Annotated in this window: 11 protein-coding genes; 8 read left to right on the top strand and 3 right to left on the bottom strand. The window is 60.4% G+C overall.

Annotated elements, in window-relative coordinates:
• Window positions 1-88: 88 nt before the first annotated feature.
• From BUE38_RS03795 to BUE38_RS03770, 6 genes are all read left to right on the top strand, one after another.
• Window positions 89-994 (top strand): LysR family transcriptional regulator, encoded by a 906-nt coding sequence (locus tag BUE38_RS03795; RefSeq protein WP_073433637.1) that lies wholly within the window; start codon window positions 89-91, stop codon window positions 992-994.
• Window positions 995-1166: 172 nt separating this feature from the next.
• Window positions 1167-2042 (top strand): acyltransferase, encoded by an 876-nt coding sequence (locus tag BUE38_RS03790; RefSeq protein WP_073433636.1) that lies wholly within the window; start codon window positions 1167-1169, stop codon window positions 2040-2042.
• Window positions 1985-2923 (top strand): LysM peptidoglycan-binding domain-containing protein, encoded by a 939-nt coding sequence (locus BUE38_RS03785; RefSeq protein ID WP_084541692.1) that lies wholly within the window; start codon window positions 1985-1987, stop codon window positions 2921-2923. Before BUE38_RS03790 ends, BUE38_RS03785 begins: the two co-directional genes overlap by 58 nt.
• Before the next feature lie 165 nt (window positions 2924-3088).
• On the top strand, window positions 3089-4249 hold the full coding sequence (locus BUE38_RS03780) for a glycosyltransferase family 4 protein (RefSeq protein ID WP_073433635.1): 1161 nt from the start codon (window positions 3089-3091) through the stop codon (window positions 4247-4249).
• Entirely contained in the window at window positions 4221-4796 is a 576-nt protein-coding gene (locus tag BUE38_RS03775) for a phosphatase PAP2 family protein (protein WP_073433634.1), read from the top strand. The genes BUE38_RS03780 and BUE38_RS03775 overlap by 29 nt, the downstream gene beginning before the upstream one ends.
• Window positions 4797-4853: 57 nt before the next feature.
• Complete coding sequence (locus BUE38_RS03770) at window positions 4854-5465, top strand: alpha-ketoglutarate-dependent dioxygenase AlkB family protein (RefSeq protein WP_073433633.1); 612 nt, start codon at window positions 4854-4856, stop codon at window positions 5463-5465.
• Between the two features lie 88 nt (window positions 5466-5553).
• Here BUE38_RS03770 and gcvT read toward each other — a convergent pair whose 3' ends face one another.
• Together gcvT and BUE38_RS03760 are read right to left on the bottom strand one after the other, a co-directional pair.
• Window positions 5554-6663: a glycine cleavage system aminomethyltransferase GcvT gene (gene gcvT / locus BUE38_RS03765; protein ID WP_073433632.1), complete on the bottom strand. Its 1110-nt coding sequence runs from the start codon at window positions 6661-6663 to the stop codon at window positions 5554-5556.
• Window positions 6664-6744: 81 nt separating this feature from the next.
• On the bottom strand, window positions 6745-8133 hold the full coding sequence (locus BUE38_RS03760; RefSeq protein WP_073433631.1) for an alanine/glycine:cation symporter family protein: 1389 nt from the start codon (window positions 8131-8133) through the stop codon (window positions 6745-6747).
• Between the two features lie 566 nt (window positions 8134-8699).
• On the opposite strand from BUE38_RS03760, the gene gcvH reads away from it, so the two are divergent.
• Together gcvH and gcvP are read left to right on the top strand one after the other, a co-directional pair.
• Entirely contained in the window at window positions 8700-9092 is a 393-nt protein-coding gene (gcvH, locus tag BUE38_RS03755) for a glycine cleavage system protein GcvH (protein ID WP_073433630.1), read from the top strand.
• 148 nt (window positions 9093-9240) lie between these two features.
• Window positions 9241-12135 carry an aminomethyl-transferring glycine dehydrogenase gene (gene gcvP, locus BUE38_RS03750; protein WP_073433629.1) on the top strand — a complete coding sequence of 965 codons (2895 nt, stop codon included), beginning with the start codon at window positions 9241-9243 and terminating at the stop codon, window positions 12133-12135.
• A 402-nt stretch (window positions 12136-12537) separates the two neighbouring features.
• Here gcvP and BUE38_RS03745 read toward each other — a convergent pair whose 3' ends face one another.
• Window positions 12538-13476 (bottom strand): LysR family transcriptional regulator, encoded by a 939-nt coding sequence (locus BUE38_RS03745; protein ID WP_073433628.1) that lies wholly within the window; start codon window positions 13474-13476, stop codon window positions 12538-12540.
• Between the last annotated feature and the right edge of the window lie 6 nt (window positions 13477-13482).

Genomic DNA, 13482 nt, shown 5'->3' with positions numbered 1-13482 from the left:
CAAATGCCTGGTCTTACCCAGATGACTGGCCTCATACAGAGAACCGGCCATACATCATTGAATACTCCTCCACGAAGCTGCCCCCCATATGACAGTTAAACAACTGCGTGCCTTTCTCGCCGTGGCACGCACCCTCAGTTTCACTCAAGCCTGCGACCAGTTGCACATGTCGCAACCGGCGTTGAGTCTCGCCATCAAGGGCCTCGAACAAAGCCTGGGTGGACGCCTGATGATTCGCACCACTCGCAGTGTCCGCCTCACTCCTGAGGGTGAATCTCTGGTGCCTCTGGCCAAGCGGCTGTTGGCTGACTGGGACAACACCGAGGAGTTGCTGCGCCAACGCTTCAGCCTGCAACTCGGGCACCTCGCCCTGGCAGCCATGCCCTCCTTTGCCGGCAACCTGCTGCCGGCGGCCCTCAACCTGTTTCGTCAAAAGCACCCACGCATCAATGTCACCGTACATGATGTGATCAACGAGCAGGTGATCGACATGGTTCGCCAACGTCAGGTCGAACTGGGTATCGCCTTTGAGCCCGAGGCCAGTGGCAACCTGCACTTCGTCCCCTTGTACACCGACCGCTTCGTCGCCGTGGTTCCTCCCGACTCACCGCTTGCCCAGCATGCTCGTCTCGACTGGGACACCCTGATGAGTCGGGACTTTGTCGCCCTGCAGCGACCGTCCATGGTTCGCCGCCTGCTCGAGCAGCAACTGGGACCCAGGCATGCATCACTCAAGGTCGCTTTCGAGGCCCACCAGCTCGCCAGCGTCGGCCGCATGGTGGCCAGCGGTCTCGGTGTCAGCGCCGTGCCGTCATTGTGTATCCGCCAGATGCATGAGATCGGCGCAGTCTGCCGCCCACTGATCGATCCACAGATCGAGCGTGCGGTCGGCCTTGTTACCTGGAACCCACACGAACTCTCAGTCGCCGCCCGTATCATGGTCGAGATGCTGGAATCGATCAGTGTTCCACCGTCACTGCCTGACTCAGCGTAGTCCAGAGTCACCATCCACTGGGCATGGGAGTCGCGATCCATTAGCATTGCTCGCTTGACCGGACCACACCTCTGGCGAACTTCATCGTTCGCCGGGTGATACAAACTCCGGAAAACACAAAGTCCGGTGTACACAAGGTCCGGGGTACACAAAGTCAAGGAGCCTTGCCTGCATGTCGACCTTCAAGGGCCTGGTCAGTGTCCTGCTGCTGATAATGAACACCTTGTTCTGGACCCTGCCACTGCTGGCCTTGACCCTGATCAAGCTTGTGGCGCCAGGGCGCCCGTTACAGCGCAGGGTGCTGGCAGGCCTCAATGCCATCGCCCTCAACTGGATCGGTTTCAACCTCTGGTGGATGAAGCACTGGATACGCCCCGACCTCCAACTGGAGGTACCGGATGACCTGAGCCCTCAGCAATGGTGGCTGATTCTTTCCAATCATCGCAGTTGGACCGACATCTTCATCCTGATGATGGCACTGCATCGGCGAATTCCCATGCCGCGCTTCTTCCTCAAGCAGCAGTTGATCTGGGTACCAGTGGTCGGCATGGCGTGGTGGGCTCTGGAGTTTCCGTTCATGCGCCGCTACAGCAAGGAGCAGCTCGACAGCAATCCTGCGCTGGCCAAGCGTGATCGCAAGGCCACCGAGCGCATGTGCGAACGAGCGCAGGACACCCCTCTCGCCATCATCAACTTCGTTGAAGGGACTCGATTTACCGAGGCCAAACGTGACGCCAGACAGAGCCCCTTCAACCATTTGCTCAGACCCAAGGCTGGCGGTATAGCACAGGTCCTCAACCTGCTTGGCGACCGCCTCACGGGTATCATCGATGTGACCATCGACTACCAATCCCCGAAGCCCAGCTTCTGGAAATTTCTGTGTGGCCGCGAACAGGGCATTCGGCTGGAGGCTCGCACACTGGAAATTGCCGACTGGATGCTCGATGGCATGTATCATCACGACTCGGACTACAAGGAACGCTTCCATTCATGGCTGAACGCGCTGTGGCGAGAAAAGGACGCCTCACTCGACTCGCACCGTTGGTAATTGCACTGGCTCTGGTCGGCTGTGCCAGCCAGTCGGGCGGTACGTCGGGCCCGTCCAGTGGCCAGACCATCAGCTCTTCCAGTGCCAGTATCGCCGGCCATTGGATTACCGTGCAGCGTGGCGACACCCTCGGCAGCATCGCGTCACGCGCCGGGGTTCCGCTGTTACGTCTGCAACGCTTCAATCCGAGCGCCGATGCACGTGGGCTCGCAGTGGGTCAACGACTGCTGGTGCCCAGCCAACAGGAGCGTGCCCCCTCTGGGGGCCCCTACCGCTACCAGATTCGCCCGGGTGACACCTATTCGTCGATAGGGCGTCATTTCGGTGCCAATGCTCGCCGCATCCAGAGCGCCAACCCTGGCGTCTCCGCGACCAACCTGCGCGTCGGCCAGTTGGTCCAGGTACCTCTGACATCAGGCAGCAAGACGGCGGCGTCCCCTTCCACGGCTGCGCCATCAACGTCTTCAGCGTCGGCCAGATTGCCGAACCCGGGCAAGGTGCCTTCCACGGCACGCGGCTGGCCCTGGCCGCTGGAGGATTACCGCATTGTGCGCAACTACGGACCGGATGCCAGGGGCGTACTGCAACCGATGTTGCTGGCCACCGATGAAGGTGCGGAAGCCAGAGCCGTCGCCAACGGAGAGGTCAGCTTTGCCGACAGCATGCGTCAACTCGGCAAGGTGGTGATCGTCCACCACAGCGACAACCTGCAGAGTGTCTATGCTTTGTGTGACAGTGTATTGGTGAAGAGTGGCCAGCAGGTCTCTGCCGGCACGCCACTGTGCCGGGTAGGACGTCACAGCAGCACCGGGCGTTACGATCTGCTGTTCGATATGCGTCATGGCGGCAAGCCGATCAACCCGAATACGATCCTTCGCTGATCCTTATTCTTCGATTCCTTTACCGCCGTCGTTGATTGCCCCAACCTGTGGCGCTCTCCTGGAGCGTCACAGGGTCTTCATCCAATTGACCCTCTTCTGTCACGAATCCCCCCCACCCTTGTGAAAAAGGTGGCCGTTCATGGCCCTGTTGGCACGAGGAACCCCATGCGAATCTGTCTGGTCAGCGAAACCTGGTCCCCCGATATCAACGGCGTTGCACACACTCTTGGCCGCATAAGTCACGAGCTACGAGAGATGGGTGTCACTCTACAGCTGGTTCGCCCACGCCCGGCGATGGCCGATGCCCCTGCGGCACAAGGCATCGAGGCGGAGGTGCAGGTGCGTGGCATGTCGGTGCCTGGATACCGTGAAGTCCGCATCGGCTGGCCTTCCGGTCGTGCCATCAAGCGCCTTTGGAAACAACAGCGCCCCGATGCCGTGTACATCGCCACCGAAGGTCCGCTGGGTTGGTCGGCGCTGCGTGCCGCAGAAAGTCTATCGATTCCAGTGGTCAGCGGCTGGCATACCAACTTCGACCATTACTGCCACGACTATGGGGTCGCCTGGCTGTCGCCGCTGGTCCGCCAGCGCCTGCGTCAGTTCCATAACCGCTGTGACGCTACCCTGGTACCAACTCATCTGCAGGCGGAAGATCTGACTCGCCGCGGCTTCGAGCGGGTCAGTGTGATGGCTCGGGGCATTGAAGGTGATCGCTTCACTCCAGACAAGCGCGACCAGACGTTGCGAGACAGCTGGGGGGCCAACGCGCATCAGCCCGTCGCGCTCTACGTCGGCCGTCTAGCCCCGGAAAAGAACCTGGACCTGTTGCGCGACACCTTTCTCGACATGCAGGAGGCTCGTCCAGATCTGCGCCTGGTAATTGTCGGAGACGGACCCGGCAAGGCTTCGCTGCAGAAGGCCCTGCCGGATGCCATCTTCACCGGTTTCATCCCGTCAACGGACCTCCAGACCCACTATGCCAGCGCCGATATCTTCATCTTCCCGTCGCTATCGGAGACCTGGGGCAATGTCATTCTCGAGGCCATGGCCAGTGGTCTGGCGGTCGTGGCCTATCGGCATGCCGCCGGCGCTGAACTGATCAGTCACGACCAGGATGGCCTGAGTCTGGACGCCGACGACAGCCAGGGATTTCGCCAGGCGGCAGTGGAGCTGTGCCAGCAACAGGCGCGTTACGCCCGCCTGGGAAGAGCCGCCCGTCAACGTGCCCTGACCTATCGCTGGTCCGCCATTGCCAAGACCTTCCTCGATGCCCACCGCACTGCAAGGGAGTCCCGCCATGCCATCTCGAACCCCGCAGGTGTTTGACCGTCTCGACATGTTGGAGTGGCACCTCTGCCAACGCATGGCAGGGTTGTCGATCCACCGGCCCTGGCTATCGACACTCAAGCTTGCCAGCAAGCTCGGTGACTGGCCGGTATGGGTGGCCCTGATTGCCGCACAACCGGCCATTCATGGACGTGACATCGGAGTGCGCCTGATGCTCGAGTACACTGTAACCGCCCTCGTGGCCATTGCGGTGTACAAGCTGGTGAAGACTCGGCTGTGTCGCGAGCGCCCCTTCATCACCTTCGGCAAGAGCATCCTCTGCAACGAGCCGGCACGGGACCGCTACAGCTTTCCCAGCGGCCACACCATGCATGCCATCATGTTCTGTGTGCTGGTCGCAGCACACAGCCCTCTGCTATTACCCTGGCTGGTGCCGCTGGCCGCTCTGATTGCCTTTTCCCGTGTCGGTCTCGGCCTGCACTACATCAGCGATGTGATGGCAGGCGCAGCACTCGGCTATGGTTTTGCTGTCGCCAGTCTGGCCCTGTCTCCCACCACGCTGCTGGTGGTCCAGGGCGCACCTTGAAGGAGCCACGCCAGTCCGCACTGGGCAGCATGAATATCGGCATGGCATGCTGCAACCATGTCCCACTCAACGATATTGCCTGGCGAATGCCTGCTCGACTCGCCTCGCCTTCATTACCTCCCCGACTTCCTGTCCGCGCATCAGGCCAGTGACGCTCTGACCCGTTTCAGCCACGAGCTGGATTGGCAATCTCCGGAGATCCAGGTTCATGGGCGCCGCGTACGCATTCCCCGCCAGCAGGTATGGATGGGGGATCACCCCTATCGCTATTCCGGGCAATGGTTCCAACCCAGCCCGTGGCATCCCCTGGCGATGCAATTGCGACAGCAGATTGAACAACACCTGGCTCGCGTCCAGCCTGGGCGCTGGCGCTTCAACAGCCTGCTGCTCAACCGTTACCGAAACGGCGAGCAGCGTATGGGGTGGCATAGCGACAACGAAGCCGAGCTGGGAGAACGGCCCTGCATTGCCTCGATCAGCCTGGGAGTCGCACGTCCGCTACGGTTTCGCTGGAAAGACCGCTCGCGAGCGGCATTCAACGTCTGGCTTGAACACGGTAGCCTGCTATTGATGGGACCCGGCATTCAGCAACAGCTCGAACACGCCCTGCTGCCACGCCGCATCGACGGCGAACGCATCAATCTGACTTATCGGTGGGTCGAAGGGTAAGCGGTAAGCCTCGAGCTACGAGTGGCGAGCGACCAGCCTTGCACTGAACCGCTCGAAGCTCGAAGCTCGAAGCTCGAAGCTCGTAGCCCTAGCCCCGATAATATCCCGGCGTGATCACCGGCATCTTACTGACTGTCATTGGTAGGCGCTTGCCACGCACTTCGGCGAAGACCGTATTGCCGATCTCGGCCTGCTCAATGGCAACGTATGCCATGGCCACCGGCTTGCCGACAGTGGGACCAAAGCCGCCGGACGTGACCGTACCGATATGATCACCGGCTTCACTGTACAGCTCAGCGCCTTCGCGTACCGGAGCACGGCCTTCGGCCAACAGCCCGACGCGCTTGCGCTGATGATTCTTGACTTCGATCTGATGGAGGATCACATCTGCACCGGGGAACCCACCCGCACGCTCTGCGCCACGGCGACGCGGCTTGCCGATTGCCCAGATCAGACCGGCTTCCACTGGTGTGGTCGTGGTGTCGACGTCATGACCGTAGAGGCACAGCCCAGCTTCGAGACGGAGCGAGTCACGTGCCCCCAGACCAATCGCCTCGACTTCCTCATGGGCCAGCAACAAACGCGCCAGGGACTCGGTCTGATCCGCAGGTACTGAAATCTCGAAACCGTCTTCACCGGTGTAGCCACTCCGGCTGACCCAGACCTCAATGCCCTCGATCTCGAAGCGCGCATGCTGCATGAACACCAGCTTGCAGGCAGCGGGGCACAAACGCTCCATGACTGTTGCCGCCTTCGGCCCCTGCAGTGCCAGCAGACCTCGATCCAGCTCCTCGACCTCATGCTCGGCAAGACCACGGCGCAGGTGTGCCAGGTCCTGATCGCGGCAGGCAGCATTGACCACCAGATAGAGGTGATCGCCGGCATTGACTGTCATCAGATCATCCAGGATGCCACCATCTTCACTGGTGAATAGTCCATAACGCTGCATACCAATCGGAAGACCCACCAGATCCGCAGGCACCAGTGTCTCCAGTGCTCTCAGCGGGTCTTCCCCGTGGATAAGGATCTGCGCCATGTGCGAGACGTCAAACAAGCCACAGGCGGCACGGGTATGCTCATGCTCCTTCTTGACGCCCAACGGATACTGTACTGGCATCTCATAACCGGCAAAGGGCACGAGTTTCGCTCCCAGCTCCTGGTGCAGTGCGTGAAGTGGTGTGGTCTTGAGTTCTGTCATGGCGAATTCACTCGTCTGTCGTTCAACAACCGGCCCATTGCGAAGAGGCGCCCCGCGGGGCGCCTCAAGGTCCAGCCGGATTCAGGATTTATCGTGGCCCAGGTCTTCTCCGGGCAGGATATCCTTGCCGTCGAAGTAGTCGCGGGTCAGCTTGAATACCACCGGCGACAACAGCGCCAGGGCGATAAGGTTGGGGATGGCCATCATGGCATTGAAGGTATCCGCCATCAGCCAGATGATACCGAGATTGGCCATGGCGCCCACCGGTACGGCCAGCACGAACAGGATGCGGTAGAGCATGATCGACCGGGTACCGAACAGGAACTGGAAACACTTCTCGCCATAGAACGACCAGCCAAGAATGGTGGTGAAGGCGAAAACGGCCAGAGCGATGGCAACAATGCTGTCACCCGAGGTGCCTGCCAGAGCATGGCTGAATGACTGTGCCGTCAACGTAGCCCCCTGCACACCCTCTTCCCAGATCGGCGAAGTGAGGATGACCAGCGCGGTAATCGAGCACACTACAATGGTGTCGATGAAGGTCCCCAACATGGCAATCAGGCCCTGACGCACCGGGTTCTTCGTCTGAGCTGCTGCGTGGGCAATTGGCGCACTCCCCAGACCTGCCTCATTGGAGAAGATGCCTCGCGCAACACCAAAGCGAATGGCAGCCATGACCGCCGCGCCTGCGAAGCCACCCATGGCCGCATGCGGGTTGAAGGCATAGTAGAAGATCTTGCCGAAGGCCGGAATGATCTGGTCGGCATTGGCAATCAGCGCGACCACACCAGCGATGATATAAGCAATCCCCATGATCGGGACCAGTTTACCGGCCACCTTGGCGATTCGCTTGATACCACCAAGAATCACTGCGGCGGACAGCAGCATCAGAACCAGACCGGTCACCCAGGGCGGAACACCGAAGCTCGAGTCCAGCGCGTCAGCCACCGAATTGGACTGCACCGTGTTGCCGATACCGAAGGCAGCCACAGCACCGAAGAAGGCGAAGGCACCACCCAGCCACAGCCACTTACGCCCCAGGCCGTTCTTGATGTAGAACATCGGCCCACCGATATGATTACCAGTGGAGTCAGTCTCGCGATAGCGCACGGCGAGAACTGCCTCCGCAAACTTGGTTGCCATACCGACCAGCGCCGTGATCCACATCCAGAACACGGCCCCCGGACCACCCAGCGCAATGGCAGTCGCCACACCGGCGATGTTGCCGGTACCGATAGTGGCCGAAAGTGCTGTCATCAAGGCGTTGAATGGCGAGACCTCACCATCCTTGCTGTCGTCCTTGCTCTCACGCCCCGCCCACATCAGCTTGAAACCGGTCCCCAGCTTGCGGATCGGCATTATCTTGAGACCTGCCTGGAGATAGATACCCACCCCCAATAGCAGGATCAACATCAGGGGTCCCCACACCACACCATTGATGGCAGTGAAGATATTGTTGAGTGCTTCCACGGAAGTCTCCCTTTGCAAAGGCAAGTTGTTTTTATGCACTGACGATCTGTCGGATGCGGCAAGCCAGACATCAACCGCGACGACGCCCGACCTCCCCTGGCAGCATAGACAGTGCGAACCCGCTTACGATAGCGGATAGAAGCGAATTCGCACCAGCAGCATCGGTCCACGCTGCTACCACGCAAGAGCTCAACGTTTCTGTCTCTCGCAATTAATTTCTTATAAGAAACCTGCGACACTCTAGTGCGAGTCTCTCCGGGGTGCAATCCCTCCCTGGCCCAACGGATAACTGTCGCGCCTGGATACTCGGATGCCGTTGCAGGAATAGTCAGCGACCATCACATTTATCGGCCGGAAGGCTATCCTCTGCCCTGTACCTCCTTTCCTCGACATCATGACCATATTGCTACTGGACGCGGCGCGCCTGACGTTCCAATCTACAGCAGAGGATTTCGGCGCATCCCGAATTCTCAGGGAACACTTATTGATACTGGGACTCGCAAAACGTCTTTTTTGGCGTTAGCATGCGCACCATCGGAAAACCAATTTTCGTATAGGAAATCGTGATGAGCTCTATTCCCGCCAATCTGCGCTACACCGATAGCCACGAGTGGATTCTGGACAACGGCGACGGCACCGTGACCATCGGCATCACCGACCACGCTCAGGAAGCCCTGGGCGACGTGGTCTTCGTTGAACTTCCGGAAGTCGGCACGTCGCTGGCTCGTGGCGACGAATTCGGTGTCATCGAATCCGTCAAGGCGGCCTCCGACCTCTACGCCCCGGTCGACGGTGAAGTCGTCGAAGTGAACGAAGCACTGGAAGATGCGCCGGAGACTGTCAACGACGCTCCCTATGAAGATGGCTGGATCATGAAGGTCCGTCTCGATGACGAAAGCGCTGTCGACAATCTGCTCGACGCCGACGGTTACCAGGCGGTCATCGACGCCGAGGGCTGATTCCCCTTGCCCATCCGATCAGAGGATGGATACACCGCTGCCCGCCTCTCGCAGGCAGCGGTCATCAACCTGATTGCACTACCAACCCGCGCACACTGCGCTTCGTTCACCAATGGGCCATGTGCCCATCACGCTACCAGGGTGTTCCATGGCTTTTGATACACGCCACCTGGCCGAACTGGCCGATCACGATGCCTTCATTCGTCGCCATAATGGACCGCGAAAGGACGACAGCCTCACCATGCTGTCCGCCCTGGACATGGATAGCGTAGAAACGCTGATCGATCGCACAGTGCCTGCCAACATCCGTCTCGGACGCGAACTGGACCTTGATCCACCCAAGGCCGAAGCGGAAGCCCTCGACTATCTCTACCGCCTGGCGCGGCAGAATCGCGTTGCACGCAGTTATATCGGTCAGGGCTACTACGATACCTACCTGCCGGCAGTCATTCAGCGCAACGTGCTGGAAAACCCGGGCTGGTACACCGCCTACACTCCCTATCAGCCGGAGATTTCCCAGGGGCGCCTGGAGGGTCTGCTCAACTTCCAGCAGATGGTCATGGACCTGACCGGCATGGAACTGGCCAATGCTTCACTGCTCGACGAAGCCACTGCCGCCGCTGAAGCCATGGCGCTGTGCCGCCGCTCGAACAAGAAATCGAAGAGCAACGCCTTCTTCGTCGCCGAGGATGTCTTCCCCCAGACCCTGGACGTACTGCGCACCCGTGCGGCCTGGTTCGGCTACGAGATCATCAGTGCGCCGGCCGACACCCTCGCCGAGCACGATGTCTTCGGTGCCCTGCTTCAGTATCCGGGCAACGATGGCCGTATCCACGACATCGCACCACTGATCGACGCGGCTCGCCAGCGTGGCGTGATGACCTGTGTCGCCACCGACCTGATGGCTCTGGTACTGCTCAAGGAACCGGGGGCACTGGGAGCGGACATCGTGCTCGGTTCATCGCAGCGTTTTGGTGTACCGATGGGCTTCGGTGGTCCACATGCGGCGTTCTTCGCCACTACCGACAAGCTCAAGCGGTCGATCCCCGGCCGCATCATCGGCGTGTCGCGGGATGCCCGCGGGAACACCGCCCTGCGTATGGCGATGCAGACTCGCGAGCAGCACATCCGCCGCGAGAAGGCCACCTCCAACATCTGTACCGCCCAGGCACTGCTGGCCAATATTGCCGGCTTCTATGCCGTTTACCACGGTGCGGAAGGCCTGCGCACCATCGCCGGGCGCATTCATCGCCTGACCACCATTCTGGCGCGTGGCCTGCAACAGAAAGGCATTCAACTGGTCAATGACAGTTGGTTCGACACCCTGCGCCTGACAGGGGTTGATCGTGGCAAGATACTTGGTCGCGCCATGACCCACGACCTCAACCTGCGTTACTTCGACAACGGTGATGTCGGTGTCAGCCTGGACGAGACCACTACCGCTCACGACCTCGACGCCCTCTTCGACGTGCTGCTCGGCGAGGAGCACGGCCTTGGTGTTCGTGAACTCGACGACGGCGTGGTCGCCGACCAGGCCAGTGGCGTTCCGGCGGCCTGCCAGCGCAGCAGCGATTTCCTGAATCACCCGACCTTCCAGCGCTATCGCAGTGAGACCGAGATGCTGCGCTATCTGAAGCGTCTCGAGAACAAGGATCTGTCGCTGGCCCACGCAATGATTCCGCTGGGCTCCTGCACCATGAAGCTTAACGCCACCACCGAAATGATGCCGATCACCTGGCCGGAATTTGCGCGAATTCACCCCTTTGCGCCCAAGGATCAGGTCGCCGGCTACCGTCAGATGATCGATGAACTGGCCGCCTTCCTGGTCGAGATCACCGGTTACGACCACATCTCGATGCAGCCCAATTCCGGTGCGCAGGGCGAGTACGCCGGCCTCGTGGCGATTCGCCGCTATCAGGCCGCCCAGGGCGAAGGACACCGTGACATCTGCCTGATCCCCAGCTCTGCCCACGGAACCAATCCGGCATCCGCCGCCATGTGCAGCATGAAAGTGGTGGTGGTGGAATGTGACGACAGCGGTAACATCGACCTCACTGACCTGCGCGCCAAGGCCGAGCAGCACGCCGACAACCTGTCCGCGATCATGCTCACCTACCCGTCTACTCACGGTGTCTTTGAGGCAGGCGTCCGCGAGGCCTGCGAGATCGTGCATGCCAACGGTGGTCAGGTATACATCGACGGCGCCAACATGAATGCTCAGGTCGGTCTGGCACGCCCCGGCGACTTCGGCGGCGATGTCAGCCACCTCAACCTGCACAAGACCTTCTGTATCCCTCATGGTGGCGGCGGCCCGGGCATGGGCCCGATCGGCGTCAAGTCACACCTCGCCCCCTATGTCGCCAACCATGTGGTCACGCCACTCGACGGCGTTGAAGCCGACTCCGGCGCAGTCTCCGCGGCTGCCTTTGGCTCGGCCTCGATCCTGCCGATCTCCTGGGCCTATATCAAGATGATGGGCGCACGCGGTCTGCGTGAAGCCACCGAACTGGCCATTCTCGGTGCCAACTACATCGCCCGCCGCCTGGGCGAGCACTACCCGGTACTATACAAGGGGCAGAACGGCACCGTGGCTCACGAGTGCATCATCGATATTCGACCGCTCAAGGCCGCTTCCGGCATCAGCGAGGAAGATATCGCCAAGCGTCTGATCGACTATGGGTTCCACGCGCCAACCATGTCCTTCCCGGTGCCCGGCACACTGATGATCGAGCCAACCGAGTCGGAGTCGCTCTACGAGCTGGATCGCTTCTGCGATGCCATGATTGCGATCCGCGAGGAAATCACCAAAGTGGAAAATGGTGAGTGGAGCGTCGAGGACAACCCCCTGGTGCATGCACCGCACACCATGGCTGACCTGATGGATGGAGAGTGGACACGCGGCTACTCCCGCGAGGTCGGCGCCTTCCCGTCCGAGGCAGTCAAGGCTGCCAAGTACTGGCCCGCCGTCAACCGTGTCGACAATGTACTGGGCGACCGTCAGTTGATCTGCTCCTGCCCGAGCATCGACGAATATCGCGACTGATGCCTTCGGTCAATTGAAAGACCAACACCCCGCTTCGGCGGGGTGCTTTGGTTTTAAAGTGCGGGTTTTATTAACCCGGCATGCTTTCATGTTGGGTTAATGGCGGCACAGGGACGTGCCGCCGTCGGCCATCAGGCCGACGCGAGACCGCACCACACCAGCAGATCCGCGCATCTGCACCAGTGGGGTGCGGACGACAATCAAATCGATCAGGATGAGCTATTTGATTGCCATGTTAATAAGTGCAGGGAGGCGGTGCAGACCGTCAGAAGAGGCTTGCTGAACGCGTGCTCGGATGACCCGGGAACACAGGTCCCCTGGATGACAGGTCCGCTGGAAAACAGGTGCCCCGAAATACCATTGCCTCTGAATACAATTTCCCCTGAAGACAAGGGAGCGGCATCAACTCCCGCCGACAATCTCCTGCTCGCCAGGCTGGCGATTATCCGGATGGCCGAAGCGCTCCAGACGCCGCTGCTCACGAAAGGCCTCCAACAACCGGAAATAGCGCCCCGGCACTCTAGCCTCGCGACGACTGATCAGATAGAAGGTCTCATCGACTGGTTGCGACAAAGGCAGCTCACGTACCTGGCGCTGCCAGGGTGAGGTTTCCAGTACCAGGCGTGACACCACGCTGAAGCCAAGTCCCCGCGCGACAGCATCCAGCACCATGCCCACCTCGTTGGTGAACCCCTGACTGGGGAACTGGCTCATGGAGCGAAACTCCTCGGGAAAGTTGGCCTTGAGTAGTGCACGCGCCTTGTCGAGCCCTTCACTGTAATTGATGAACCCCAGGCCCAACAGGTCGTTGAGCGAGCCTCCTGCGAAATCCGCCGGCACCACCAGACACAGGGGTTCGTCATACCAGGCCTCGACATCGACCGCCTCGTCGCGGGGCTGCTCGGTTACCACACCTACGTCATGGCGACCGGTGATGACATCGGTGATGATCTCAGGCTGGAAGGCAAAGCAGTAGGTCACGCTGAGTCCGGGGTTCAACTGCTGTTGGCCAAGCAGGAAAGGATACAGCATCACGCCGATGCTGGCGGTGGAGGCAATACGGCACTCACCGCTGAACAGGCTGTCATCATCCAGCGAATGCCGGAACTGCTCATGCTCGGAAAACAGCCTGACACCATAATCATGCGCGCGGCGTCCCGCTTCGGTGAGGCGAATGCGTCGGCCCTGACGCTCGATCAGCGGCTTGCCGAGATACTGTTCCAGCTTGCGCATATGCTGGCTCACACCGGGTTGAGTCATCGACAGGCGCCTGGCCGTGCCGGTGAAACTGCCGGTCTCGACCAGAGTGATGAAGGTGCGGAAGTATTGGGCATTGAACATGAGCAA

The sequence above is a fragment of the Halomonas cupida genome (assembly GCF_900142755.1).
Taxonomy (GTDB): domain Bacteria; phylum Pseudomonadota; class Gammaproteobacteria; order Pseudomonadales; family Halomonadaceae; genus Halomonas; species Halomonas cupida.
The sequence above is the reverse complement of the archived record's forward strand: the minus strand, read 5'-3'. Positions and strand labels throughout refer to the sequence as shown.

Bases quoted from the DNA above. Each gene is read 5' to 3' on its own strand.
- BUE38_RS03795 (WP_073433637.1), top strand. From the start codon at position 89: ATGACAGTTAAACAACTGCGTGCCTTTCTCGCCGTGGCACGCACCCTC.
- BUE38_RS03790 (WP_073433636.1), top strand. From the start codon at position 1,167: ATGTCGACCTTCAAGGGCCTGGTCAGTGTCCTGCTGCTGATAATGAAC.
- BUE38_RS03785 (WP_084541692.1), top strand. From the start codon at position 1,985: ATGGCTGAACGCGCTGTGGCGAGAAAAGGACGCCTCACTCGACTCGCA.
- BUE38_RS03780 (WP_073433635.1), top strand. From the start codon at position 3,089: ATGCGAATCTGTCTGGTCAGCGAAACCTGGTCCCCCGATATCAACGGC.
- BUE38_RS03775 (WP_073433634.1), top strand. From the start codon at position 4,221: ATGCCATCTCGAACCCCGCAGGTGTTTGACCGTCTCGACATGTTGGAG.
- BUE38_RS03770 (WP_073433633.1), top strand. From the start codon at position 4,854: ATGTCCCACTCAACGATATTGCCTGGCGAATGCCTGCTCGACTCGCCT.
- gcvT (WP_073433632.1), bottom strand. From the start codon at position 6,663: ATGACAGAACTCAAGACCACACCACTTCACGCACTGCACCAGGAGCTG.
- gcvH (WP_073433630.1), top strand. From the start codon at position 8,700: ATGAGCTCTATTCCCGCCAATCTGCGCTACACCGATAGCCACGAGTGG.
- gcvP (WP_073433629.1), top strand. From the start codon at position 9,241: ATGGCTTTTGATACACGCCACCTGGCCGAACTGGCCGATCACGATGCC.
- BUE38_RS03745 (WP_073433628.1), bottom strand. From the start codon at position 13,476: ATGTTCAATGCCCAATACTTCCGCACCTTCATCACTCTGGTCGAGACC.